This is a genomic window from Geodermatophilus sp. SYSU D00867 (genome assembly GCF_054050315.1).
In genome coordinates this window covers 1-24661 of the sequence record NZ_JBJGZC010000023.1, presented here as the reverse complement: position 1 = coordinate 24661, position 24661 = coordinate 1, and the positions used below count along the sequence as shown (strand labels likewise).

Below are 24661 nucleotides of genomic sequence, written 5' to 3'. Positions count from 1 at the left end.
CCCCGCCGGTCAGCCGCCGAAGCGCTCGAGCCGGACCGCGGACGGGTCGTGGCCGAGGTCGACCAGCGCCGTGGCGACGTCCTCCACGAAGTAGGTCGGGCCGCAGACGAAGGTGCGCGGCCGCGCCTCCGGGCCGAAGGCGTGCTCCTCCAGCAGCGCGCGGTCCACCCGGCGGGTCGGGCCCGTCCACCCGGGCGGCGCGGCGCGGGTGAGGGTGACCGTGGTCTCCGGCCCGAGCGAGCCGCGGCCGAGGAGGTCCTCGGCGCTGCGCGCGGAGTACAGGAGGCGGACCGGCGTCGTCCCGCCGGTGCGGCGGCGGTGCTCCAGCATCGACAGGAACGGGGCCACGCCCGCGCCCCCGGCCACCAGCTGCACCGGCCGGCGCTCGCCGCGCTCGGAGTCCGCGCGCGCCGACCACACGAAGTACCCGCCGATGGGGCCGCGCAGCTCCAGCACGTCGCCCGCGCGCAGCTCGTCGGTCAGGTAGGGCGACACCTCGCCGTCGGGCAGCCGCTCCACGAGCAGGGAGACGGCCGGCTCCTCGGGCGCGGAGGCGATCGAGTAGCTGCGCTGCACCGTGTAGCCGTCCTCAGCGGTGAGGCGGAGGTCGACGTGCTGGCCCGGGAGGTGCCCGGTCCAGCCGGGCACCTCGAAGGACAGCCGCCGCACCCGGGCCGTCTCGGCGACGCCGCCGGTCAGCGTCGCCGGCAGCCAGGTCAGTCGCCGCTGTACCGCTGTTCCAGCCACGGGTCACCGCGGTCGTGGTAGCCGAAGGTCTCCCAGAAGCCGGGCTCGTCGACCCGGCTCAGCGCGAAGCCGCGCAGCCACTTGGCGCTCTTCCAGAAGTACAGGTGGGGCACCAGCAGCCGGGCCGGCCCGCCGTGCTCCGGGGGCAGCGGCTCGCCCTCGTAGGTGTCCACCACCCAGGCGCGGCCGCCGGTGACGTCGGCGAGCGGCAGGTTCGTGGTGTACCCGCCGTCGCAGAACGCCAGCACGAAGGCGGCCGCCGGCGGGAGGTCGGCCAGCAGCGTGTCGACGGCGACGCCCTCCCAGCGGGTGCCGAACTTCGACCACTTGGTGACGCAGTGGATGTCGACCGAGACGGACTCGCGGGGCAGCGCCCGGAACTCGTCCCAGGTCCAGCGGCGCACGCCGTCGACCTCCCCCTGGACGGTGAGGTCCCACTCGGCCAGGGGCGTGCGCGGGGTCGGCCCGGCGGAGAGCACGGGGAAGGCGTCGCCGACGTCGTACTGCCCGGGTGGCAGCCGGTCGGCCGGGGTCGCGGCCGAGGCGCGGTGGCCGAACCCGCGGGAGATCAGGGACATGGCGGCTCCTCCCGACGACGTCCCGACTGTGCCGGGGCGGCCGCCCGGCGGCATCGGTCGATCGACCGCCGTCACCGCTCGGACGGCGGTCGCGGGGTCGGCACCCCGGCCAGCGCGTCGCGCAGCGCGGCGCGGGCGGTGACGCCGAGCTTGGGGAACGCGCGGTAGAGGTGCGCCCCGACGGTGCGGGGGGAGAGGAACAGGCGGGTGCCGATCTGCTTGTTCGACAGCCCGGAGGCGGCGAGCATCGCGATCTCGTACTCCTGCGCGGTCAGCGAGGCCGGGCCCCGCCCGCCGTCCGTGCGGCGCGCGGACGGCCCGGTGGCCCGCAGCTCCGCCGACGCGCGCGCGGCCCACGGGGTCGCGCCGAGCCGCTCGAGGACCTCCAGCGCCGCCGCCAGCTGCCCGCGGGCGGCGCCGGGCGCCCGCGCCCGCCGCAGGTGCTCCCCGTGCGCCAGCCGCACCCGGGCGAGCTCGAAGGGGTGCTCCTGCGCCCCGGGGACGGCGAGCGCGGCCTCGAAGCACCCCCGCGCCTCCTCCTCCGGCGCGACCAGCGCGGCCGCCCCCGCCAGCAGCAGCGCGGGCCCCGGCGCGGCGGCGGAGACGGGCGCGCGCCGCAGGGCGGCGACGTGGGCGGCGGCCTGGGCCCGCCGGCCGGTCCGCACCGCCGCCTCGACCACGTCCAGCGCGGCGGACAGCGCGACCGGCGCGTGCGGTGCGAGCCGGCCCGCCGGGCCGAGCGCCGCGAGGTGCCGGGCGGCGTCGTCGTAGTCGCCGCAGCCGAGGGCGGCCAGGCCCCGCGCGTGGGCGGCCAGGTGCACGGCCAGCCCGGCCCCGTGCGCGGCCGCGGCCGCGGCCAGGTCACCGGCGCGGGACCGGACGGCCTCCTCGTCGCCGCGCGCGGCGGCGAGCAGCGCCAGGACGTGGACGGCGGGCAGGGCGAGCAGCCGGTACCCGAGCCGCCCGGCCTCGCGGACCGCCTCCGCGGCGGTGTGCCCGGCCTCGTCCCAGCGGCCGGCGGCGAACCCGTCCTGCGCCAGCAGCACCCGGGCGGCGAGGGCGGCGGCGCGGCTCCCGCCTCCTCCGGCGGCGATCCGCCGGAGGGCCGGGCGGCAGGCGGCGAGCCGGCCGGCGGGGGCGGCGGCGGCCGCGACCCGGACGACCGACACCGGGTCGGCGTCGGTCTGCACCGCGGTGACCAGGTCGTCGAGCCGGCCGAGGTCGGCGCGGGTGGCCCGGGCGGGGTCCGCGAGCGTGCGGGCGGCCACGGCCAGCACGGGCGGGACGTCGGTCCCCAGCCGGGCGAGGGCGTCGTCGAACGGGCGCCAGAGGTCCTCCCGGCCGGCGAGGTGGCAGGCGAGCAGCAGAGTCGGGAGGGCGTCCGCGACCGCGGCCGGGCCGGGTCCCTCGTCGAGCGCGGTCGCGGCGCTGCGGGCGAGCACGAGGTGCGCGGTGCCGACGTCGCCCCCGGCGTGCAGCAGGTGCGCGGCGGCGGCCGCGGCGACCGCCGGGGAGCGGCCGGCGCGCGGGTCGGCGGCCCGCGCCCGCGCGAGCATCCCGGGCACGGCCGGCAGGTCGCCGGTCGTGTCCACCGTCGCGGCGGCGGCCGCGGCCAGCCGGCGGGCGCGGGCGGGCCCGGGCGGGGTGAGGTCCGCGGCCCGGAGCAGGAGGGCGACCGCGCCGGCCCCGTCCCCGCGCTGCCGGGCCCGGCCGGCCGCCCGCTCGAGCAGGCCGGCCGCCTCGCCGTCCGGCCCGAGGGTGGCCTGCGCCAGGTGCCCGGCGCAGCGCTCCGGGTCCCCGGCCAGCGCCCGCGCCAGCGCGGCGTGCGCCCGCCGGCGGTCACCGCTGCTCGCCAGCTCCACGGCGGCCGCGCCGGTGAGCGGGTGCCGCAGCGCCACGCGCCCGGCGGCCAGGTCGACGCGGACCAGCCGCGCGCGCTCGGCCGGGGCGAGGTCGTCCAGCCAGCCGTCGTCGCTCCACCGGCCGTCGGCCAGGGCGGCCGCGCGCAGCGCGCGCAGGTCGCCGGTGCCCTCGAGCGCGGCCAGCAGGAGCAGCGCGCGCGTGGGGGCCGGCAGGGCGCCGACCGGCCGGGCGAAGACGGCGTGCAGCCGCGTCCCGGGCGGGAGGGGCACCGGCCCGCCGTCGTCGCCGGTCAGGACGGCGGGCAGCTCGAGCAGCGCCAGCGGGTTGCCCCGCGCCGCGTCGAGGACCCGCCGGCGCACGCCCGCGGGCAGGGCGGGGGCGCGGGTGCGCAGCAGCTCCGCCGACGCGGCCTCGTCCAGCGGGCCGAGCTCGAGGCGGGGCAGCCCGGTGTCCGGCAGCGGGTCGCCGCCGGTCCGCGCGGCGGCCAGGAACCCGCAGCGGCGGCCGGGGAGCCGGCGGGCGACGAGGCCGAGCACCCGCGCGCTGGACCGGTCCAGCTCCGGCAGGTCGTCGACGACCAGGAGGACCGGCCGCCCCCGCGCCGCGCGGTCGACCAGGGCCAGGACCGCGGACGCCACGGCCAGCGGGCCGGGCGGCGCCCCGGGCCGGACGCCGAGGACGGCCGCGAGGGCGCCGCCGGGCGGGCCCTCGGGCCCGTCGAGCAGCGGCAGGAGGAGCTGGGACAGGCCGGCGTGGCCGACCTCGGTCTCGGACCCCACCCCCGCGGCCCGCAGCACCAGCGCCCCGGTCGCGGCCGCCGTCCCCGCCGCCGCGTCGAGCACCGCGGTCCTCCCGACGCCGGGGTCGCCGGTCACGACGAGCGCGTCGCCCCGGTCGGCGGCCCGCGCGAGGAACGCCCGGACGACGCCGTCCTCGGTCTCCCGGCCGACCAGCCCGCTGCCTCCGGTCGTGGTGTCGCCCACGGGGGCCTCCCTCGACTCGCCGCCCGGACGGTCGCTCCGTGCCGGCGTCGTGGCTCGCCCCGTGGAGGTGCGAGTCTCCCGCAGCGGGCGCGGCGGCGGCAGGGGTGCGCGACCGGCGGGGACGGTCGGATGACCGATGCGCGGCCCGGCGCCCGGCGCGACAGTGGCCGCCACGGCGGCGCCCGCGGCCGGGGGAGGGGACGGCGATGGACCTGTCCGAGCACCTGCCCGACGGGACCGGCGGAGCGCCCTCCGGGGTCGACGAGCGCCGGCTGGACGGCAACGCGGCGGCCGGCGTCCTGGCCGAGGTGCTCACCGCCGAGGCGACCGCGGCGGTCTCCACCTGCACCTACTGCGGCGGCCGCGCCCCGCTGGGCGCGCACCTGGTCTACGCCGACGCGCCCGCCCTCGTGCTCCGCTGCCCCACCTGCATGCAGGTCGTCCTGCGCTGCGGCTCGGACGCCTCCGGCACCCGCCTGGAGATGAGCGGCATCCGGCTCCTGTGGTGGTCCCCGCAGCCGACCGGCGGGACCGGCACCGGCACCGGCAGCTGAGCCCCGTCGAGGAGAGGTCCGGGGAGATGGCGACTCCCGCGCTGCTGCCCACCGAGGGCCGGATGCCGGCGCTCGACGGGGCGACCGGGTGGCTGAACACCGAGCCGCTGACGACCGAGGCGCTGCGCGGCCGCGTCGTCCTCGTCGACTTCTGCACCTTCACGTGCATCAACTGGCTGCGGACCCTGCCGTACGTGCGGGCGTGGGCCGACCGGTACCGGGACGACGGGCTGGTCGTCCTCGGCGTGCACACGCCGGAGTTCTCCTTCGAGCGGGACGCCGGCGCCGTGCGCCGGGCGCTCGAGGCCCTGCGCGTCACCCACCCGGTCGCGCTGGACGGCGGGTACGCGATCTGGCACGCCTTCGCCAACCACTACTGGCCGGCGCTGTACTTCGTCGACGTCACCGGGCGCATCCGCCACCACTGGTTCGGGGAGGGGGACGAGACGCGGTCGGAGACGGTGCTGCAGCAGCTGCTGGCCGAGGCCGGCGCCGACGTCCTCGGCCGCGACCCGGTCACGGTCGTCGGCGAGGGCGTCGAGGCCCCCGCCGACTGGGCCGCCCTGGGCTCACCGGAGGAGTACCTCGGCCACGGCCGGTCGACGGCCTTCGCGTCCCCGCAGGGCACGGCCCCCGACCGGTCGCACGCGTACGAGGTCCCTGCGCGGCTGCGGCCCGGCTCCTGGGCGGCGGCCGGGCGGTGGACCGTGGGCGCCGAGGCCGCGGTGCTCGACGAGCCCGGCGGGCGGCTGGCCTGCCGCTTCCGCGCCCGCGACCTGCACCTGGTGATGGGGCCGGTCGCCCCGGGAGTCTCCGTGCCCTTCCGGGTGCGCCTGGACGGGCGCCCGCCGGGGGAGGCGGCCGGCGGCGACGTGGACGCGCGGGGGCACGGCGTGGCCACCGGCCGGCGGCTCCACCAGCTGGTCCGGCAGCCGGGCCCGGTCGACGACCGGCTGTTCGAGATCGAGTTCACCGCCCCGGGCGTCGCCGCGTACGTCCTCACCTTCGGCTAGACCGACGCGCCTCCAGGAGGGAGCCGGCCATGACGACCGCGACAGCAGGGACCGTCCGCCCGTTCCGCGTGGAGGTGCCCGACGAGGCGCTCGCCGAGCTGCGGCGGCGCGTCGCGGCGACGGTCTGGCCGGAGCGGGAGACGGTCCCGGACGCCTCCCAGGGCGTCCCGCTCGCGACCATGCGGGCCCTCGCGGAGCACTGGGCCACCGCCTACGACTGGCGCGCCTGCGAGGCGCGGCTCAACGCCCTGCCCCAGTTCGTCACCGAGATCGACGGGCTGGAGATCCACTTCCTGCACGTCCGCTCCCGGCACGAGGACGCCCTGCCGCTGGTCGTCAACCACGGGTGGCCCGGCTCGGTGGTCGAGCAGCTGAAGATCGTCGGCCCGCTCGTGGACCCGACCGCGCACGGCGGCGACGCCGCCGACGCCTTCGACGTCGTCGTCCCCTCGATGCCCGGCTACGGCTTCTCCGGCAAGCCGACGAGCACCGGCTGGGGCCCCGAGCGCATGGCCCGCGCCTGGGCCACGCTCATGCAGCGCCTGGGCTACGAGCGCTGGGTCGCGCAGGGCGGCGACTGGGGCGCGTTCGTCGTCGACCAGATGGGTCTGCAGGCACCGCCCGGGCTGCTCGCGATCCACACCAACATGCCGGCCACCGTGCCGGCCGACGTCAACGCGGCGGCCCTGGCCGGCGAGCCGCCGCCGCCCGGCCTGTCCGACGAGGAGCGCCGCGCCTACGGCCAGCTGCTCCGGACGTTCGGGCAGGTCGAGTACGCCCGCTACATGGCCGCCCGCCCGCAGACCCTCTACGGCATCGTGGACTCGCCCGTCGGCCTGGCCGCCTGGCTGCTCGACCACAACGACGCCGACGGCCAGCCCGCCGCGGCCGTCGTGGCCGCCCTCGACCGGACGGCGAGCAGCACCGGCGAGCTCACCCGCGACGAGGTCCTCGACAACGTGACGCTCTACTGGCTGACCGGCACCGGCGTCTCCGCCTCCCGGCTGTACTGGGAGTACCGCGGCGGCTTCTTCGACGCCAAGGGCGTGCAGGTCCCGGTCGCCGTCAGCGTCTTCCCGGGCGAGCAGTACGAGGCGCCGCGCAGCTGGGCCGAGCGCGCCTACCCGCGGCTGATCCACTACAACCGGCTGCCCCGCGGCGGGCACTTCGCGGCGTGGGAGGAGCCGCACCTGCTCGTCGACGAGCTGCGGACCGCGTTCCGGCCGCTGCGCCGGCCCCCGGTGCCCGGCCCGCGCCCGTCGAGCACGGACACCGCGGTGACGCGGTGACGGGTACCGGCCCCTCCCTGTGGACCGGGGCGCTGGCCGGGTACGCGGCCAGCCGCACCATGGACGCCGCCACCGGCTGGTTCCACGGCCGGCAGAGCGCGGAGTCCCGGCGGCGGGAGGAGGAGATCGCGCCGGGCGGCACGCTCGTGCAGCTGGGCAGGCAGCTCGGCGGCGTGGCGGGGCGCGACCTCGACGACGCGGCGGCCGGCCGGGTCGGGCTCGCCGTGCACCGCACCCTCGGCGTGACCTACGGCGTGCTCGCCGCGGCGCTGGTCCGCCGCGGCTGGCCCCCGCTGGCCGCCGGGCCGGCCGTCGGCGCCGCCGCGTTCGTGCTGGTCGACGAGGGGACGGCGCTGCCGACGATGACCGCCTACCCGCTGGTCAGCCACGCCCGGGGCGTGGTCGGCCACTCGACGGTCGGACTGGTCATCGGCCTCCTGCTCTGGCTGACCGGCCGCTCCTGACGCCGCACGCCCGAGGGGCTCCTCCGGCCGCCGGTCCCGCGGGAGGATGGTCGACGCGCGGGGGCCGGGTGCGCCGGGAGGCGCCGTGCGGGAGTTCGCGGAGCTGCAACGGGACCTGGCGCCGGCCTGCGCGGCGAACGCGCCGGGCTCCCGGATCCCGCACGTGCTGGTGACCCTGCCCTCGTTCAGCATCGGCGAGTCGCTGCTGTCGCACTACGCCGACCGCCTGCCGGCCCTGGAGCACCGGTACCTGGTCACCGTCCTGCTGCTGCCCCGCGTCCCCGGCTGCGAGCTGGTCTTCGTCAGCAGCGCCCCGCCGCCGCCGGCGCTGGTCGACCACTACCTCTCCCTGGTGCCGCGCGCCGCCCGGGCCTCGGTGCGCCGGCGGCTGTGGGTGCTCGTCGTCCCGGACACCTCCTACCGCCCGGTCGCCGCGAAGCTGCGCGACCGGCCGGACCTGGTCGAGGAGCTGCGCCGGCACATCGGCGGCCGGCCGGCGTTCCTCGAGCCGTGGAACGTCACCGCCGACGAGGTGGAGATCGCCCGGCGGCTGGACGTGCCCGTCGACGGCACCGCGCCCGAGCTGTGGCCGCTGGGGTTCAAGAGCGCCGGGCGGCGGCTGCTCGCCGGCGCCGGGGTGCCGGTGCCGGCCGGGTGCGAGGACGTGCACACCGTCGAGGACGTCGACCGCGCCGTCGACGACGTGCTGCGGCGCCGACCCGGCGCGGCCGGCGTGGTGCTCAAGCTCGACGACAGCGGCGCCGGCGACGGCAACGTGGTGCTGCGCCGGGACGGCCTGCCCGGCTCCGCGGGCCACCTGCGCGACGCGGTCCGCCGGCTGCCCGACTGGTACCTCACCGCGCTGACCCTCGGCGGCGTCGTCGAGGAGCTGGTGACCGGGGACCGGTTCGCCAGCCCCAGCGTGCAGGGCGAGATCACCCCGGACGGACGCGTGACCGTGCTGTCCACCCACGAGCAGGTGCTCGGCGGCGACAGCGGCCAGGTGTACCTCGGCTGCCGGTTCCCGGCCGAGCCGCACTACGCCGCGGAGCTGGGGAGCCACGGGCGGGCGGCGGGGGAGGCGCTGGCCCGCTGCGGCGCCCGCGGCCGGTACGGCGTGGACTTCGTCGCCACGTCCGGCCCGGGCGGGTGGACGCTGCAGGGGCTGGAGATCAACCTCCGCAAGGGCGGGACGACGCACCCGTACACGGTGCTGCGCAACCTCGTGCCCGGCCGCTACGACCCCGACCGCGGCCGGTGGACCGCCGACGACGGCACCGTCCACTGCTACTGCGCGACCGACAACCTCGTCGACCCCGCCTGGACCGGGCTGCCGCCGCGCGAGGTCGTCGACGCGGTGGACCGGGAGGGGCTGCGCTTCGACCGGCGCACCCGCACCGGCGTCGTCCTGCACATGCTGTCCGGGCTGGCGGTCGACGGCCGGTTCGGGCTGACCGCGATCGCGCCGACCCCCGCCGCGGCGCACGAGCTGCTCGAGCGCACCCACGCGTGCGTCGACCGGCTGGCCCGGCGGCCGGTGGCCGCCGGGCCGTGACGAGCGCGCCGTGACGAGCGCGCCCTGACGAGCGCTCAGACGGTCTCGGGCACCCGGAGGTGGGCCAGGACCAGCTCGAACTCGGCGACGTCGGTGATCTCGGCGCCGCTCTCCCGGCTCGCCCGCTCCCGGATGGCCGCACCGGCCTCCCGGTTGCGCTCCAGGGCCGCGCGGTCCGCGTAGGTCACGGTGGTGGCGGCCGCGCCCTCCCGGCGGTCGAGCAGGACGCTGGCGCTGCAGAAACCGTCCAGCTCCTCGAGGCGCGGCAGCACGCCCATCCGGAAGGTGTCCAGGAGCTCGTCGGCCCGCTCGGGGTCCGAACGCAGCCAGGTGACCCGCGCGCAGGCGCCGGCCGGGGCCTCGTGCAGCCGGTGGAGCGCGGCGATCTCCCAGGTCCGCACCTCCGCCGCGCCGCCGAGGACCGCAGCGAGCCGGTCGCGCATCGGCCGCACCCGGTCGGCCGTGGCGCTCATCGCCTCCTCCGTCTGCCACGCGGTCGCGACGATGCAGCGGCCGGTGTCGCGGTCGACGAGGAAGGACAGGCCGACGCAGCCGTCCATGTCCTGGACCGCCGGCATCACCTCGTCGCGCATGTAGGCGACCGCGTCGTCGATCGCCTGGGTCGTGCCGTGGATGGTGGTCGTCCGTGCGTACACGTCACCGCTCCTCTCGTGCGCGCGGCGACGCCCGGTGCGGCACCGCCGCACGGGCGAGCGTCCCCGCGGTCGCCGCGCGTGGCAACGGGCACGTGCGCGTCCCGGGGGTCAGCGCCGCGGGCGCCGCCCGATCCTCGACCCCAGCCAGGTCAGCGGGTCGTACCGGCGGTCCACCACCCGCTCCTTGAGCGGGATGATGCCGTTGTCGGTGAGGTGGATGCCCTCGGGGCACACCTCGGAGCAGCACTTGGTGATGTTGCAGTAGCCGAGGCCGAACTCCTCCCGGGCGGCGTCCCGGCGGTCGACGACGTCGAGCGGGTGCATGTCCAGCTCGGCCAGCCGGATGAGGAAGCGCGGCCCGGCGAAGGCGGCCTTGTTCTCCTCGTGGTCGCGGATGACGTGGCAGGTGTCCTGGCACAGCCAGCACTCGATGCACTTGCGGAACTCCTGCGGCCGCTCGACGTCGACCTGCTGCATCCGGTGGTTGCCGTCGGGGTCGCGCGGGCGCGGGGTGAACGCCGGGACCTGCGCGGCCTTCTCGTAGTTGAAGGAGACGTCGGTGACCAGGTCGCGGATCACCGGGAACGTGCGCAGCGGGGTGACGGTCACCGGCTCGTCCTCGGCGAAGGTGCTCATCCGGGTCAGGCACATCAGCCGCGGGCGGCCGTTGACCTCCGCGCTGCACGAGCCGCACTTGCCCGCCTTGCAGTTCCACCGGACGGCGAGGTCGCCGGCCTGCGTGGCCTGCAGCCGGTGGATGACGTCGAGGACCACCTCGCCCTCGTTCACCCGGACGGTGAAGGTCTGCAGCTCCCCACCGGAGGCGTCGCCCCGCCAGATCCGGAAGGTGGCGTCGTAGCCGCCTCCGCCGCCGCTCCCGGCGCCGCCCCCGCGACCCTCGTCCACCGCGCCGAGGCTCGGCTCCGCAGGCTCGGTCACGTCCCCTCCTCGCTGGCGCTCGTCGGGTACGTGCCCGGCGGTGCCGTGTCCCCGCGTGACCTCGCGAGCTCGGTCACGTCTCCTCCTCGCTGGCGCTCGTCGGGTACGTGCCCGGCGGTGCCGTGTCCCCGCGTGACCTCGCGAGCTCGGTCACGTCCCCTCCTCGAAGACCTCGGCGAGCTCCGGCGGCATCTGCGGCAGCGGCTGCCGGGCCACGGTCACCCCGCCGTCCGCCGTCCGGGTGCAGACCAGGTTGGTGCGCCCCCACTCCGGGTCGGTCGCGGGGAAGTCGTCGCGGGTGTGCCCGCCGCGGCTCTCCTCGCGGGCGAGCGCGGCGCGGGCGATGCACTCGCTGACCAGCAGCAGGTGCGGCAGGTCCAGCGCCAGGTGCCAGCCGGGGTTGTACTGCCGGTGCCCCTCGACCGACAGCGCCGCGACCCGCTCCCGCAGCGCGGCGATGCGGGCCAGCGCCTGCTCCATCTCCGGCGCGGTGCGGATGATCCCGACCAGGTCGTGCATCGTCTGCTGCAGGTCCAGCTGCACGGTGTACGGGTTCTCGCCCCCCTCCCGCTCGAACGGCGCCAGCGCCGCCCGGGCGGCGTCGGCCAGCGCCTCCTCGGCGAGCGCGACCACGCCGGCCCGCTTGGCCGCGTGCTCGGCCGCGGCGGCGCCGGCGCGGCGGCCGAACACCAGCAGGTCCGACAGCGAGTTGCCGCCCAGCCGGTTGGACCCGTGCATGCCGCCGGCGACCTCGCCCGCCGCGAACAGCCCGGGCACGGACGCCGCGGCGGTGTCCGGGTCCACCTCGACGCCGCCCATCACGTAGTGGCAGGTGGGGCCGACCTCCATCGCCTCGGCGGTGATGTCGACGTCCGCCAGCTCCTTGAACTGGTGGTACATCGACGGCAGCCGGCGGCGGACGTACTCGGCCGGGCGGCGGGTGGCGATGTCGAGGAAGACGCCGCCGTGCGGGGAGCCGCGGCCGGCCTTGACCTCGCTGTTGATGGCGCGGGCGACCTCGTCGCGGGGCAGCAGCTCGGGCGGGCGCCGGTTGTTCTTCTTGTCGTCGTACCAGCGGTCGGCCTCGTCCTCGGTCTCCGCCGTCTCCTTGCGGAAGTAGTCCGGGATGTAGTCGAACATGAACCGGTTGCCGGCCGAGTTGCGCAGCACCCCGCCGTCGCCGCGGACGCTCTCGGTGACCAGGATCCCGCGCACCGACGGCGGCCAGACCATCCCGGTCGGGTGGAACTGGACGAACTCCATGTTCACCAGCCCGGCACCGGCCTGCAGCGCCAGCGAGTGCCCGTCGCCGGTGTACTCCCACGAGTTCGAGGTGACCTTGTAGGCCTTGCCGATGCCGCCGGTGGCCAGGACCACCGACGGCGCCTCCCAGGCCACGAACCGGCCCGACTCGCGCCAGTAGCCGAACGCCCCGGTGACGCCCTCGTCGTCGGTGAGCAGCCGGGTGACCGTGCACTCCATGAACACGTCGACGCCGAGGGCGACGGTGCGCTGCTGCAGGGTGCGGATGAGCTCCAGGCCGGTGCGGTCGCCGACGTGCGCGAGCCGGGCGTAGCGGTGGCCGCCGAAGTCGCGCTGGCTGATCAGCCCGTCGGGGGTGCGGTCGAACAGCGCGCCCCAGTCCTCGAGCTCCCGCACCCGGTCGGGCGCCTCCTGCGCGTGGATCTGGGCCATCCGCCAGTGGTTGAGCATCTTCCCGCCGCGCATGGTGTCCCGGAAGTGCACCCGCCAGCCGTCCTCCGGCCAGGCGTTGCCCATCGCCGCGGCGATGCCGCCCTCGGCCATGACCGTGTGCGCCTTGCCGAGCAGGGACTTGCAGACGACGGCGGTGCGCGCCCCGGCCTCGTGCGCCGCGATCGCCGCGCGCAGTCCGGCGCCGCCGGCCCCCACCACCACGACGTCGTAGGCGTGCCGCTCGAGCTCCATCAGAAGAACCTCACGTCCCGGATCGTGTCGGTGGCGAGCAGGAGGACGTAGAGGTCGGCCAGCGCGACGCTGGCCATCGACGCCCACGCCCACTGCATGTGGCGGGCGTTGAGCCGGGAGACCAGCGTCCAGGCGCGGTAGCGCAGCGGGTGCCGGGAGAAGTTGTTCAGCCGCCCGCCGACGACGTGCCGGCACGAGTGGCAGGACAGCGAGTAGAGGGCCAGCAGCGTCGCGTTGACCAGCAGCACGAGCGTGCCCAGGCCCATGTGGCCCCACTCGCCGGTCTCGTCGCGGAAGGCGAGGACGGCGTCGTAGAAGAGGACGACGTTGATGAGCAGCGCCGCGTAGAGGAAGTAGCGGTGCACGTTCTGCCCGACCAGCGGGAACCGCGTCTCACCCGTGTAGCGCCGGTGCGGCTCGGCCACCGCGCAGGCCGGCGGCGACAGCCAGAACGACCGGTAGTAGGCCTTCCGGTAGTAGTAGCAGGTCAGCCGGATGCCCAGCGGGAAGACCAGGATGTAGATCGCCGGGGAGATCCACGTCGGGCCGGTGAACAGCTCCGGGAAGGTGTCGCCCTCGCACCGGGTCGACAGGCACGGCGAGTAGAACGGCGAGATGTAGGGCTCGGAGAAGTAGTGGGCGTTCTGGAACGCCCGGACGGTCGCGTAGACGACGAACGCGAGCAGCGCCGCCACCGTGATCGCCGGCTGCAGCCACCAGCGGTCGGTGCGCAGCGTGCGCGCCGCGATCGTCGCGCGGCGCGGGGCCGGCCCGCCGTCGCCGCGTCCGGCCGAGGTCGCCCCCGTCCCGCGCGGCGAGGTGGTGGTCACCGGCGGGTGCGGCCGGACCCGCCCAGGCCCTCGTCGTCGCCGTCGCCGTAGACGACCGCGAACGGCTCCCGGGGCGTGGCGACCCGGGCGCCGCACAGGAGGGCCAGGTCGTCGCGCAGCCGGGCGACGTCGACCCTGAGCCGGCGGGCGTCCACGGTGTCACCGAAGTGCCCCGTCAGCGGTGCGCACGCCTCCTCCAGCGCGTCCACCGCGCGGCGGGCCGCCGCCACGTCCTGCTCCAGGGACATCGCCGCCTCCAGACCCTGCTGGCGTCGCCGGGAAGCCGAGGGGGGAAGTGCACCACCGACGCCGGGCCGGGGAAAGGGGGCGCTGCGCCGTCCGGGGTCAGGACGCGCGGTCGCGCACCCCGCGCAGGAGGCCCGCCCACTGCCGGAGGACGTCCCACCGGTCGGGCGGCGGCACGGGCGCGGGGCGGGCGAGCAGGTCGAGCTCCGCCCGGAGCGCGGACCGCTGCCGCCCGAGCTCCGCCAGCTCGGCCAGGAGGGCGGCACGGCGCGCGACGGCCTCCCGGTCGAGGCGCTCCCGGGTGGCGGCCGCCTCGGCGTCGGCGCGCCGCCGCTCCTCGCGCCCGGTGGCCAGCATCGCCACGATGCCGGCCCGCGCCCGGACCGCGGCGGCGGCCGCGTCCTCCTCGGCACGCTGCCGCACCCGGTCGGCGTCCGCGGCGGCGCGGCGCTCGGCCGCCCGGACGTCGTCCAGCCGCGCCGCGGCCTCGGCCCGGGTAGCGGCGGCCGACCGCTCGGCCTCGTCGAGGAGCTGGGCGGCCCGCGCGGCGCACTCCGCCTCGTACGCGGCCGCCGCGGCCGCCGTCCGGTCGGCCTCGGCCTCGGCGTCCGCGAGGGTCCGCTGGGCGCGGGCGACGACCCGCTCCGCCTGCTCGGAGGCGGCGGCCCAGGCGGCCTCCGCCTCGGCGCGCATGCCCTCGGCCTCGTCGGCCGCGGCGGCGAGCACCGACCCGATCCGCCGGGACACCTGGAGGAACTCCCCACCGCCGGACGAGTGGCCGAGCAGCGCCCGGGCCTCGTCGAGCGCGGCGCGGGTGCTCAGCAGGCGGGTGACGAGGTGCTCGCGCTCGCGGTCGGCGGTGGCGAGCTGGTCCTCGGCCCACTGCACGTAGGTGTCGACCTGGAAGCGGTCGTAGCCGGCCACGGCGCGGCCGAACATCGGGCCGGCCTTGAGGACGGTGGACAGGTCCCCGGAGACGTTGGGCCGGCGCCGCTCCAGACCCGTCGAGCGGAGCTCCTCGTCGACCTGCAGCTCGGCGGTCATCCCGCTGCCTCCCTCCGTCCGGGTCCGTTCCGGTTCCCGGGACGGTAGAGCGGCCGGCCGCGGCGTCGTCCGTACGTCCGAGGTGGGATCACCCGGGAGGCGACCCCGGCGCGCCTGATCGGGTGCCGCCGGCTCCGGGGGTGTCTCAGCGTGACGTCGCCCTCCCGGGTGGAAGACCGCGGACGGGCGTCGCCGGGGCGCGCGGTCGGGCACGCTCGGCCCATGGCAGACGTCCCGACCCCGCCGGACCCGGGGAGCATGACCGTCCCGCCGCTGTTCGGCTGGGAGTCCATCGTCGTCGGCCTGCTGCTGCTCGTGGCCGTCGTCGTGGTCCTGGCCGTGGTCGGCGCGGCGCGGTCGGGCGCCGGCGGCCGGGCGGATTTCCAGTCGTGGCTGGACGCCCGGTCCGCGCGGTCCGCCGGCCCGCACGACGGCACCCCGGGGGTACCCCGGCGCGGCTGACCGCGCCGGGGCCGCTCACGGCGCCGGGGGCGCCTCCTCCGCGGGCTCGGGTGCGGGCGCCGGCTCCTCCGCGGGGGCCGGTTCTTCTGCGGGGGCCGGTTCTTCCGCGGGGGCCGGTTCTTCCGTGGGCGCCGGTTCGGGCGCCGGCGGAGGTTCGTCGGCGGGCGCCGGCTCGGGTGCCGGCTCGGGTGCCGGTTCGGGCTCGGGCGCCGGTTCGGGTGCGGGTGCCGGCTCAGGCGCCGGTGCCGGCTCCGGTTGGGGTGCCGCCTCGGGTTCCGGCTCCGGCTCAGGCTCGGGCTGGGGTGCGGGAGCCGGTGGCGGCTCGGGCGCCGGTACCGGTTCCGGTGCGGGCTCGGGCGCTGGCGCCGGCTGGGTCTCAGGTGCCGGTGGCGGCTCGGGCGCCGGCACTGGTTCCGGCTGGGGTGCCGCCTCGGGTCCCGGCGCGGGCGCGGGCTGTGGCACCGGTGCGGGTGCGGGCGCCGGCTCGGGTGCGGGCGCCGGCTCGGGAACCGGAGGCGCTTCCGGGCCAGGTGCCTGTTCCGGCTGGGGCGCCGGCGGGGGCGGGACCTCGGGCTGCGGCACCGGTGGCTGGTCGTCTGCCGGTGCCGGCGACTCGTCGGCCTCGGGTAGCGGCTCCGGCGCGGGACCGGGCGCCGGCTGCGGCTCGGGCTGGGGCGCCGGCCCTGACGGGGCTTCCGGCGCGGCTGGCGGTGCCGCCTCCGGCTGCGGTGCCGCCTCCGGGACAGGTGCCGGCTCCGGGACAGGTGCCGGCTCCGGGACAGGGGCCGGCGCAGGCGCCGTCTCGGACTCGGGTGCCGGTTCCGCCCCGGGTGGAGGTGCGGGCGCGGGTTGGGGCGCGGGTGCCTGCTCCGGTGAGGGTGCGGGCGCCGGTCCAGGCGCGGGCTCCGGCTGGGGCGCGGGCTCCGGCTGGGGCGCCGGCTCGGGTGCGGGTTCCGGCGCAGGCACAGGCGCGGCATCCGGCTGGGGTGCGGCCTCGGGACCAGGAGCCGGCTGCGGCTCGGGCGTCGGCTCAGGCTCCGGCTCCGGGGCGGCTGGGGTCTCGGGTGTGGCCTCCGGCTCGGGCTGCGTCCCCGGTGCGGACTGCGGCTCCGGCTCGGGAGCCGGCGCAGGGGCCTCGACGGGCGGCGACTCCGGCTCACCCGCCTGGTCCGCTCCCGGATCCGTTTCGGTCGCCACGTCGGGCGCCGCCTCGTCCTGGGTCGGCGTCTCCGGCTCCGGGGCGGGCTCGCCCTGGGTCGGCGTCTCCGGCTCGGACGGGGTCCCGGGCTCGGGTCCGGTCGCGGGGTCGGGCTCGGACGGCGTCTCGGGGCCGGACGGCGTCCCCGGCTCGGGCGCCGGCTCGCCGTCGGTCGACGACCCGCTGTCGGTCGAGGGCCCGGACTCCGCCTCGGGCTCCGGCGGCGACGGGACGGACCCGGGAGCCGGCTCGGTCTCCGGCTCGGGGAGCTCGTCGGACCCGGTCGGGAGCTCGGCGTCGTCCTCGCCCCCGGACCCGGACCCGGACCCGGACCCGGACCCGGACCCGGACCCATCCTCGACGTCCGGCTCCGGTGCGGCCGGGGGTGCGGTCTCGTCGACGGGAGCCGGCGCCGGCGCGACTCCGGTGTCGGGCGCGTCCGCCTCGGGCAGCGGAGCGGGCGGCGGCGGGGGCGCGACCTCGGTGGTGGGAGCCGCCGAGACCGGCGGCGGGGCCTCGGCGCCACCCGCCGCGGGCGGCGGCGCCTCACCGGTGGCGGCCGGGACGTCCAGAGCCCGCGGGGGTCCGGCATCCGCCTCCTCCGGCGCGGGCGCCGCCTCGCTCGACGGGGCCGCGGCGGGCGGGGGTGGGCTCGACGGGGCGGAGGGGCTCTCCCAGATCTGGCTGAAGGCGCGCACGATCCCGCCCGTGGCGGGGGTGCCCTGCAGGGCCTGCGCCAGCGAGGCGACACCCGTCGTGACGAGCAGGACCGCGGCTCCCGTCGCGGTGCGCGCGGCACGGCCGGGGAGCCGGGCCCACCACACCGTCCGCTCCGGGGACCGCACCCCGGCCCGCCGGGGCGCGGCCGGGCGCCGGCCGCTGACCCACCGCGCGACCAGCGCCGAGAGCACCCCGCCCAGGAGCAGCAGGGCGATGCCGAGGACCAGCCACACCGTCGCGGAGGAGGCGGGGTCCGCGGCGGTGTCCGAGGTGGTGACCGAGTTCGTCACGACGTCGGCGGTGCCGGCCACGATCGCCGAGAACAGCAGCGCTCCAGCGACGGTGACGGCGTCCTCGGTGCGGCGGGGGAGGCGGCGGGACGCCACCCGGGACGCGTCGCGGTCGTGGCTGACGACGGGGCGGCGCCGGGGCCGGCGAGGGCGGACGAGGACAGGCCGCGCGCCGCCGCCTCGGGCGCCGGCGGGACGCCGTCGTCGTGCACGCATGGAGCCTCCAGGTGGTGCGGTGCCTGGTCGTCCGGAACCCGTGCCGCGCCAGCATGGTGGGGCGCTCACGACGGGCGCAACACGTCTCCGACCTCCGACGGGGGTCGGGACGGCGCCCGTCAGGCCATGTCGACCGCGATCTTGAGCTGCCCCGGCCGGGGGGCGATCGCGGCCCCGAAGGCCGCCTCCACGTCGGCGACCGGGTGGACGTGCGTGACGTAGCCGTCGCGCAGCGCCGGGTGCGCGGCCAGGTACGCGCCGGCGTCGGTCAGCACCCGGCGGCGCTCCAGGGTGACGCCCGAGCGGAGGGTCAGGTTCTTCCGCAGGAAGGTCATCATGTCGAACGGGTAGACCGGGTCGTCCGGGACGCCGAAGTAGAAGACCTGGCCGCCGGGCGCGACGGCGTCCAGCGCCGGCTTGAGCGTCGTCACCTGGTGGCCCACGGCCTCGACGACGACGGCGGGACGGTCGGCGTCGGACAGCGTGCCCGCCCACCGCTCGGCGCGTGCCGTCACCGTCTCGTCGACGCCGAAGGCGGACGCGGCGTCGCTGCGGTCCACCGGGTCGACGCCGGTCACGCGCGCCGCGCCGCGCGCCTTGAGCACGTGGCTGAACAGCAGGCCGATCGGGCCCTGGCCGATCACCGCCACCGACTGCCCGGACACGTCGCCGAGCTGTTCGGCGGCGTACAGCACGCAGGCCAGCGGCTGCAGCATGACCGCGGTCGTGGGCGGCAGGGCGGTGTCGTAGCCGGCCAGGCCCTCGCCGTCGGTGACGACGAGCTCCGCGATGCCGTCGAACATCGAGGCCCAGCCGACGACGAGGTCGCCGGGGGAGTGGTCGGGGTGCCGGCTGGCGACGACCTCCCCGACGATCTCGTGCATCGGGAAGCCCGGCGCCCGGGTGGCGCCCCAGCCGTCCTCGGCGGCCGGGTGCGGCCACACGCCGCCGCGGAAGTTGGGCAGGTCGCTGCCGCAGATGGCGCCGGCGCGGGTGGCCAGCAGCACGTGCCCGGGTGCCAGCGCGCCGGCGTGCGGGGCCGGGACCTCCACCTCCTCGAACCGGAACGGACCGCGCAGCGTCTGTGCCCACATGGGTGTCCTCCGTCCTGCCGGGTGCCCCGGCGCCGGGGCGGCGCCCCTCAGCCTGCAGGATCGCCGCGGCCCAGCGCCTCGGCCAGCGCGGCGGTCCGCGCCCGGAGGAACTCGCGTGAGACGGGCGCCCACGGCTCGACGCCGTCGAACAGGTGGTAGGCCCCGGGGACCACGTGCAGGGTGCACCCGGTCCCGGACTGCCGGAGCCGCTGCGCGTAGGCGACGTCCTCGTCGTGGAACAGGTCGCACGTGCCGACGCCGATCCACGCCGGCGGCAGGCCGGAGAGGTCCGGGTGGCGCGCCGGCGCCGCGAGCGGGGGGACGTCGTCCGTCCGCCAGGCCGGGCCGAGGTACGACCGCCAGCCGAACCGGTTGCTGTTCGCGTTCCAGAGGCGCACGCAGCGCTGGTCGACGTCCGTGCGCGCCGCGGTCCGGTCGTCGAGCATCGGGTAGGAGAGCAGCTGCAGGACCGGGCGGACCTCGTCCCGTTCCCGCGCGAGCAGCGCGAGCGCGGCCGCCAGTCCGCCGCCGGCGCTCGCCCCGCCGACGGCGATCCGCTCGGGGTCGACGAACGGGCGGCCGGCGAGCCAGCGGAGGGCCGCGAGGCAGTCGTGCAGCGCCGTGGGGAACGGGTGCTCGGGAGCGAGCCGGTACTCGACCGACGCGACGGCGATGCCCAGCCGGTCGGCGAAGCGGCGGCAGGCGCGGTCGTCCTGGCGCGCGGCGCCGATGACCAGCCCGCCGCTGTGCATCCACAGGAGCGCGGGGGTGCGCGGCGGACCCGACGACGGCCGGAACAGGCGCACCGACACCCCCGGCGCGACCGGCGCCTCGACCGCGCCCCACCGTCGCCGGGTGGTGGCGAGCGCCCTCGTCAGCAGCCGGACGGCGCGCAGGCTGCGCGGGCCGACCACGGTGCGCGGGACCAGCGGTGCGGCCCGCAGGTCGCGGTGGAAGGACGGCGTGGGCACGGGTGCTCCTCCCGGACGCGGTCGCACGCGGCCGGGCCGGGCCGGGTGCGGTCCCGCCCACGATGCCGGTGCCGGACCGGGACGACCAGGCCGCGACGCCGACGCGCCGGGACCCACCGGTCAGGCGGGGGTCCGGGCGAGGTCGTTCCACCGGTCGAGCAGCCGGTCGAGGTGGCCGACCGCGTCCGCGACGCGCTGCCGGGCCGCGGGCGTGTCCTTGACCTGCCGCGCGCGCCGTGCGGCGCCGAACTCCAGCCGCGCCAGGTGGAGCTGGAGCCGCAGGTCCTCCTCGGGGCCGGTGTGCAGGACGTCCACGACGACCTCCCCTGCGTGTCCGGACCGGACCGGTGGTCCGCGTCGAGCCCTCGTCGTCGACCGACCGCGCGTCTCCGGCAGCGGCCGGTCACCAGTGGGACTCCCGGCGACGCCGGGACTCACCGCCCTCACATCACCAGGTGCGCGGCCTCGCCGGTGGACTGCTCGACGTCGTCCGTCGCTGTCCGCAGCAGCCGGTGCGCCAGGTCGGACAGCGCGCGGGCGACCGCGATCTCGTCGCCGATCACGGGGACGTCCCGGTCGGCCGGGTCCAGCCGGGCGAACCCGATGCCGGTCAGTGCCGCGGTCTCGCCGGGCTGCAGGTGGGCGACGGCGCGGGTGCGGCCGTCGTGCTCGCCGATGTCGATGCGCACCGTCCAGGTCTTCACCGCGTCCACGTCGGCCTCCTCTCGGTGGCGGGGCTCCGAGGGTCCTCCTCCGGGCGGGCGGCCGACGCGGCCGGAAGGCCGGAGTGCCCGGGACCTGTGGCCCCGGGTCCCGCCGCCCGGCGCGGCGTCGTCCGTACGTCCCGCCCCGTGCCGACCTCCGGCCCTGGGGAGGCGGCCCCGACGTCCCCAGCCTCGGGGGTGTGACCGTGGTCCGGACCCGCCCGCCGTCGACGGCCGGGCGGCGGGCGAACGCCGTCGCCGCCGTGGTGGCCGACGGCGTCCTCCTGCTGGTGGTCCACGTCTGGCCGGGGTGGGAGGTCGTCCCCTTCCTCACCGGCGAGACGACGCGGGTGCTGCCCTTCGTCGACGCCGCGCTCGTCGCCGGGATCGCGGTCGCCCTGCTGCAGCTGGTGCGTCCCGGGGGCGCATCGGTGCCGGCGGGGACGCTGGTGACGACGGCGTTCGGCCTGGCCGCCACGGTGCGCGGGCTGCAGGTCTTCCCGTTCGACGTCGGCCCGGGCTGGGAGGTCGTCGTGCGCGTCGTGCTGTGGCTCGGCATCGCCGGTGGCGTCGTCGGGGCGCTGGTCGCCCTGCTCGCGCTGCTCCGCCTGCGCGGGGCGCGGCGGTAGTCCGCCGCCCGGGCCCGTCCGGCGGCCGATGCGGGTCTCGGTGTCCCGTGCGGCGACGGCGGCCGACGCCGGCCGCGCGGTCGCCGCCGTGGCCGCCGCCCGGGACGGGGTGCGGCCGGCGCGGTCGCACGCGGGCCGGGGAGCCCGGCAGGGACCGAAGGACGCCGCAGCCGGGACCTCCGGCCCGGGGGTGACCGTGCCGCAGGTGTGACGGTCGACCCCGACGTGGCGACCAGGGAGGACCGATGACCGACAGCACCACCCGGGACGGCGACGGGACGGCGTTCGGCCCGCCCGTGGAACGCGACGGCGCCACGGTGATCACCGCGACGCGGTCGACCAGCCACACCGCGAGCGCCGGCGACGGCCGCACCGGGCGACGACCCGCCGCCGAGATGGCCGGGGCGCGGCCGCTGGGCGCGTTCGAGGTGCGCGACGGCCGGGTGCGCTGGCACCCCGTGGTCGACGTCACCCGCGTGGTCACCACCGCCGAGGTCGTGCTCGGCGCGGTGGCCGTGGCGTCCCGCCTCGCGGGGCGGCCGAGCCCGGCCGTCGCGAAGGTGACGATGGGCCCCGGCGGCTGGGTGAGCATGAAGGGCGGCGCGATGGCCGTCCGCCCGGCCCGCCGCCTGTGGCGGCGCACCCACCCCACGGTGGGTGTCCGGCGGCCGTGGTGGGCCCGGCTGCTGGCCGCCACCGCGCTCGAGCGGCTGGTCGGCTGATCGCCGTGGAGGTCCGCAACCGGGTCGTGGACCCGGCCGTGCACGCGCGTGCGCCGCGGACCGGGTGGTGCTGCTGGAGCCGGCCGTGACCTCCCGGGCTCCGGCCGGGCCGTCAGGCCCTCCGGTCCGTGACCGGACCCCGGGAGCCTCGGGCGTGGCTGCTCACCCGTCCGGTGCGCGCCGTGCCCGCCGCCCGTCCCGTCCGCCCGGGCGAGGTCCCGCATGAGCACGTCCACGTCTGACCGGCCGCACACGGCGGCCCGGCCGCCGGTCGCCTTCAGCCGCCGCGTCGCCGCCGCGGGCCTGCCGGCCGGACCGGCGATCCCCGCGTCGGTCACCGAGGACGACCTCGCCGGCCTGCCGTCCGCCGCCGTCCGGTACCTGGAGGCGATGGGCGTGGTCGGCCGGCCGCGCACCTGGTCGCTGCGGGCGCACTGGACCGGCCGCTTCCGCCTCGGCCCCGACCGCCCGTGGATGCCGTGCGACGCCTGGCAGTACAACGCCGCCGAGGAGGTCGCGCGGCTCTACCGGATGCGGCTGCTGGTCGGCGGCGTCGTGCCGATGTGGGGCTGGGACACCTACCGCCACGGCACCGGGCGGATGCTCGGCAAGGCCCTCGGCCTGGTCACCGTGGCCGACGGCTCGGGACCGGAGTTCGACCGCGGGGAGCTGGTCACCTGGCTCAACGACGCCGTCCTGCTGGCCCCGGCGGTGCTGCTGCACCCCCGGACCCGGTGGGAGGACCGCGGCGAGGACCGGTTCGCCGTCTCGGTGACCGACGCCGGCCGCACCGTGAGCGCCGTGGTGGCCCTCGACGGGTCCGGCCGGCCGCTGGACTTCCGGACCGGTGACCGCTGGGCCGACCTGCCCGGCGGTCCGGTGCGGACGCCGTGGAGCACGCCGGTGCGCGGCTGGACGGTCGTCGGCGGCCGTCCCCGCATGACCGGCGGCTCCGCGGTGTGGCACCTGCCCGAGGGGGAGTACGTCTACGGCGAGATGACACCGGTCGGCCTCGACCTCGACGTCCCGCCGGGGCGGTGAGGCCCGTGCTGCGCACCCTCCTGCTGGCCGGCGCCGGGGCCGCCGGCCTCGAGCACCTGCACCGGCACCGCGACTGGGGTGCGACGCCCGGCGAGGTGGCCCGCGCCCTCCCGGGCGACGAGCTCGTCCCCGGGCCGGCCGAGCAGACCACCCTGGGGGTGTCCGTCGCCGCGCCCGCCGAGGAGGTCTGGGCGTGGCTGGTCCAGGTGGGGCGGGGCCGCGGCGGCACGTACAGCGGCCGGGGACGAAGGTCCCCGGACGCGGGGACGTCGGCCCGCGGACCCACGCGGGCGGACGGCGCAGGGTCGGAACGGGCCCGGCGGGTGACCGGGCAGGGAACGGAGGCGGACGGTGACGACGGAGCAGGGGACCAGCGACGCGACGGGGCCCGGCCGCGTGGTCGTCGGTGTGGACGGGTCGCCGGGGGCGCGCACCGCGCTCGGCTGGGGCCTCGCCGCGGCCGCCCGCACGGGAGCGCGCCTCGAGGTGGCCAGCGCCTACCCGGTGGGCTTCCACTGGACCGACCCGTTCCTGCTCGACACCCAGCGGCTCGACGCCATCCGCACGGACACCGAGGAGCGGGTCCGCGCGCTGGTCGAGGAGGTCCGCCGCGACCCGGCCGTGGCCGCCGTCCCCGGCACCGCCGAGGTGCAGGCCGACGTCGTGGTGGCGGCGGGTGCGCCGGCCGAGCACCTGGTCGCCCTGGCGGAGGGCGCGGACCTCCTGGTGCTCGGCAGCCGCGGCCGGGGCCGCGTCCGCAGCGCGCTGCTGGGCTCGGTGGCCCTGCACTGCGTGGCCCACGCGCCGTGCCCGGTCGTCGTCGTGCACCCGGGAGCGGTCGAGCCCCCGCCGCGGGTCGTCGTCGGCGTGGACGACTCGGCGACGTCCCGTGCCGTCCTCGCCCGCGCCGCCCGCGAGGCCGAGCGCCTCGGCGCGCGGCTCGAGGTGGTCGCCGCCTACCAGCCGGCGTCCTACTGGAGCGACCTGTACGCGATCACCGCACCGCCGGCCTCCGAGACCGAGGAGCACGCCCGCGCCCGCGTGACGGCGTTCGTCGCCGACGTGCTCGGGTCGGTGGCGGGGACCGACCTCCGGGTGGTGCAGGGGTCCCCGGGGGAGGCGCTGGTGCAGCACGCGGACGGCGCCGCGCTGCTCGTCGTCGGGAGCCGCAGCCGCAGCCGCCTGGGCGGGATGGTCCTCGGCTCCGTGGCCCTGCACTGCGCGGTGCACGCGCCCTGCCCGGTCATGGTGGTGCACCCCGGGCGGGTCGCGCAGCAGGCGGCCCCCGCGGAGCCCGCCGTCACGAGCGCGGTGCCGGAGCCCTCGGTCTGACGGTCGCCGCGTCCGGAACCGGTCCGAGAGAGGGAGCAGCGATGCGGAGACGAGAGGTGGCACGGGCCCGCCGTGGGCACGTGGCCGGCCGACGCACGGCCGGCCGACGCACGGCCGGCAGGCGCACGGCCGGCGGCCGCGCGGTCGGCCCCGTGGCGGTCCGGGCGCTGGCGGTCGGCGCGGTGGCGCTCGGCTCGGCGGCAGTGGGCGGTCTGGCGGTCGGCTCGCTCGCCGTGGGACGGCTCGCGGTGGGACGGCTGGCCGTAGGCCGCGTGGCCGTGGGACGCGCGGACCTGCGCACCGTGCGGGTGGCGCGGCTGGAGGTCGACGAGCTCGTCGTCGGCCGCGTGTCGGGCCTCCCGACGACGCCGGGCGCGGTCGAGGCAGACGCGGTCGACCCGGCCGCGGCCGGGAACGGCGGCGGACGGCTCGGGACCTGACTCCTCAGCCGTGCAGGGCACGACCGTTCCGGGGGGGGGGGGGGGGGGGGGGGGGGGGGGGGGGGGGGGGGGGGGGGGGGGGGGGGGCGGGGGGTGGTGGGGGGGGGGGGGGGGGGGGGGGGGGGGGGGGGGGG

Annotated in this window: 24 protein-coding genes; 11 read left to right on the top strand and 13 right to left on the bottom strand. The window is 78.3% G+C overall.

Annotated features, from left to right (window positions below; genetic code table 11):
• Nucleotides 1-9 precede the first annotated feature (9 nt).
• The 3 genes from ACI8AK_RS19340 to ACI8AK_RS19330 all read right to left on the bottom strand — a co-directional run bounded on the left by ACI8AK_RS19340 (nucleotide 10) and on the right by ACI8AK_RS19330 (nucleotide 4171).
• Nucleotides 10-747 carry a ferredoxin reductase gene (locus tag ACI8AK_RS19340; RefSeq protein ID WP_387989006.1) on the bottom strand — a complete coding sequence of 246 codons (738 nt, stop codon included), beginning with the start codon at nucleotides 745-747 and terminating at the stop codon, nucleotides 10-12.
• Nucleotides 717-1325, bottom strand: coding sequence for a molybdopterin-dependent oxidoreductase (locus ACI8AK_RS19335; RefSeq protein WP_387989008.1), 609 nt, complete (start codon nucleotides 1323-1325; stop codon nucleotides 717-719). The genes ACI8AK_RS19340 and ACI8AK_RS19335 overlap by 31 nt, the downstream gene beginning before the upstream one ends.
• Nucleotides 1326-1396: 71 nt before the next feature.
• Entirely contained in the window at nucleotides 1397-4171 is a 2775-nt protein-coding gene (locus ACI8AK_RS19330; RefSeq protein ID WP_456957582.1) for an AAA family ATPase, read from the bottom strand.
• 206 nt (nucleotides 4172-4377) lie between these two features.
• On the opposite strand from ACI8AK_RS19330, the gene ACI8AK_RS19325 reads away from it, so the two are divergent.
• The 5 genes from ACI8AK_RS19325 to ACI8AK_RS19305 all read left to right on the top strand — a co-directional run bounded on the left by ACI8AK_RS19325 (nucleotide 4378) and on the right by ACI8AK_RS19305 (nucleotide 9046).
• A complete protein-coding gene (locus ACI8AK_RS19325; RefSeq protein WP_456957581.1) occupies nucleotides 4378-4725 on the top strand; it encodes a DUF6510 family protein in 348 nt (115 codons plus the stop codon).
• 26 nt (nucleotides 4726-4751) lie between these two features.
• The gene (locus ACI8AK_RS19320) at nucleotides 4752-5738 is read left to right on the top strand and encodes a thioredoxin family protein (protein WP_387994183.1); all 987 of its coding nucleotides are present in this window, start codon (nucleotides 4752-4754) and stop codon (nucleotides 5736-5738) included.
• 29 nt (nucleotides 5739-5767) lie between these two features.
• On the top strand, nucleotides 5768-7027 hold the full coding sequence (locus ACI8AK_RS19315) for an epoxide hydrolase family protein (RefSeq protein ID WP_456957579.1): 1260 nt from the start codon (nucleotides 5768-5770) through the stop codon (nucleotides 7025-7027).
• Nucleotides 7024-7491, top strand: coding sequence for a hypothetical protein (locus tag ACI8AK_RS19310; protein ID WP_387994188.1), 468 nt, complete (start codon nucleotides 7024-7026; stop codon nucleotides 7489-7491). Before ACI8AK_RS19315 ends, ACI8AK_RS19310 begins: the two co-directional genes overlap by 4 nt.
• Before the next feature lie 85 nt (nucleotides 7492-7576).
• Entirely contained in the window at nucleotides 7577-9046 is a 1470-nt protein-coding gene (locus ACI8AK_RS19305) for a peptide ligase PGM1-related protein (protein WP_387994190.1), read from the top strand.
• 35 nt (nucleotides 9047-9081) lie between these two features.
• On the opposite strand, the gene ACI8AK_RS19300 is transcribed toward ACI8AK_RS19305, so the two are convergent.
• From ACI8AK_RS19300 to ACI8AK_RS19275, 6 genes are all read right to left on the bottom strand, one after another.
• Nucleotides 9082-9702, bottom strand: a complete 621-nt coding sequence (locus ACI8AK_RS19300; protein WP_387994193.1) for a hypothetical protein — start codon at nucleotides 9700-9702, stop codon at nucleotides 9082-9084.
• A 108-nt stretch (nucleotides 9703-9810) separates the two neighbouring features.
• Complete coding sequence (locus tag ACI8AK_RS19295; RefSeq protein WP_387994196.1) at nucleotides 9811-10641, bottom strand: succinate dehydrogenase/fumarate reductase iron-sulfur subunit; 831 nt, start codon at nucleotides 10639-10641, stop codon at nucleotides 9811-9813.
• A gap of 150 nt (nucleotides 10642-10791) precedes the next feature.
• Nucleotides 10792-12588 carry a fumarate reductase/succinate dehydrogenase flavoprotein subunit gene (locus tag ACI8AK_RS19290; RefSeq protein ID WP_387994198.1) on the bottom strand — a complete coding sequence of 599 codons (1797 nt, stop codon included), beginning with the start codon at nucleotides 12586-12588 and terminating at the stop codon, nucleotides 10792-10794.
• Nucleotides 12588-13418, bottom strand: a complete 831-nt coding sequence (locus ACI8AK_RS19285) for a hypothetical protein (protein WP_387994201.1) — start codon at nucleotides 13416-13418, stop codon at nucleotides 12588-12590. Before ACI8AK_RS19285 ends, ACI8AK_RS19290 begins: the two co-directional genes overlap by 1 nt.
• The gene (locus ACI8AK_RS19280; RefSeq protein WP_387994204.1) at nucleotides 13415-13666 is read right to left on the bottom strand and encodes a hypothetical protein; all 252 of its coding nucleotides are present in this window, start codon (nucleotides 13664-13666) and stop codon (nucleotides 13415-13417) included. The genes ACI8AK_RS19285 and ACI8AK_RS19280 overlap by 4 nt, the downstream gene beginning before the upstream one ends.
• A 97-nt stretch (nucleotides 13667-13763) precedes the next feature.
• Nucleotides 13764-14708 carry a hypothetical protein gene (locus ACI8AK_RS19275; RefSeq protein ID WP_456957577.1) on the bottom strand — a complete coding sequence of 315 codons (945 nt, stop codon included), beginning with the start codon at nucleotides 14706-14708 and terminating at the stop codon, nucleotides 13764-13766.
• Nucleotides 14709-14930: 222 nt separating this feature from the next.
• On the opposite strand from ACI8AK_RS19275, the gene ACI8AK_RS19270 reads away from it, so the two are divergent.
• Nucleotides 14931-15170 carry a hypothetical protein gene (locus ACI8AK_RS19270; RefSeq protein ID WP_456903714.1) on the top strand — a complete coding sequence of 80 codons (240 nt, stop codon included), beginning with the start codon at nucleotides 14931-14933 and terminating at the stop codon, nucleotides 15168-15170.
• A 2543-nt stretch (nucleotides 15171-17713) separates the two neighbouring features.
• Here ACI8AK_RS19270 and ACI8AK_RS19265 read toward each other — a convergent pair.
• The 4 genes from ACI8AK_RS19265 to ACI8AK_RS19250 form a co-directional block, all read right to left on the bottom strand.
• Nucleotides 17714-18688: a zinc-binding dehydrogenase gene (locus ACI8AK_RS19265; RefSeq protein WP_456957575.1), complete on the bottom strand. Its 975-nt coding sequence runs from the start codon at nucleotides 18686-18688 to the stop codon at nucleotides 17714-17716.
• 47 nt (nucleotides 18689-18735) lie between these two features.
• Complete coding sequence (locus ACI8AK_RS19260; RefSeq protein ID WP_456957573.1) at nucleotides 18736-19659, bottom strand: alpha/beta hydrolase; 924 nt, start codon at nucleotides 19657-19659, stop codon at nucleotides 18736-18738.
• Between the two features lie 120 nt (nucleotides 19660-19779).
• Entirely contained in the window at nucleotides 19780-19974 is a 195-nt protein-coding gene (locus ACI8AK_RS19255; RefSeq protein WP_387994219.1) for a hypothetical protein, read from the bottom strand.
• 128 nt (nucleotides 19975-20102) lie between these two features.
• A complete protein-coding gene (locus ACI8AK_RS19250; protein WP_387994222.1) occupies nucleotides 20103-20372 on the bottom strand; it encodes a DUF1876 domain-containing protein in 270 nt (89 codons plus the stop codon).
• A gap of 191 nt (nucleotides 20373-20563) precedes the next feature.
• On the opposite strand from ACI8AK_RS19250, the gene ACI8AK_RS19245 reads away from it, so the two are divergent.
• From ACI8AK_RS19245 to ACI8AK_RS19225, 5 genes are all read left to right on the top strand, one after another.
• Nucleotides 20564-20992 (top strand): hypothetical protein, encoded by a 429-nt coding sequence (locus ACI8AK_RS19245; RefSeq protein WP_387994224.1) that lies wholly within the window; start codon nucleotides 20564-20566, stop codon nucleotides 20990-20992.
• A 245-nt stretch (nucleotides 20993-21237) separates the two neighbouring features.
• Nucleotides 21238-21714, top strand: a complete 477-nt coding sequence (locus tag ACI8AK_RS19240; RefSeq protein WP_387994226.1) for a hypothetical protein — start codon at nucleotides 21238-21240, stop codon at nucleotides 21712-21714.
• Between the two features lie 222 nt (nucleotides 21715-21936).
• Complete coding sequence (locus tag ACI8AK_RS19235) at nucleotides 21937-22755, top strand: DUF6544 family protein (RefSeq protein WP_456957571.1); 819 nt, start codon at nucleotides 21937-21939, stop codon at nucleotides 22753-22755.
• Between the two features lie 351 nt (nucleotides 22756-23106).
• The gene (locus tag ACI8AK_RS19230; protein ID WP_456957569.1) at nucleotides 23107-24087 is read left to right on the top strand and encodes a universal stress protein; all 981 of its coding nucleotides are present in this window, start codon (nucleotides 23107-23109) and stop codon (nucleotides 24085-24087) included.
• 152 nt (nucleotides 24088-24239) lie between these two features.
• Nucleotides 24240-24527: a hypothetical protein gene (locus ACI8AK_RS19225; RefSeq protein ID WP_387994234.1), complete on the top strand. Its 288-nt coding sequence runs from the start codon at nucleotides 24240-24242 to the stop codon at nucleotides 24525-24527.
• The last annotated feature ends 134 nt before the right edge of the window (nucleotides 24528-24661 follow it).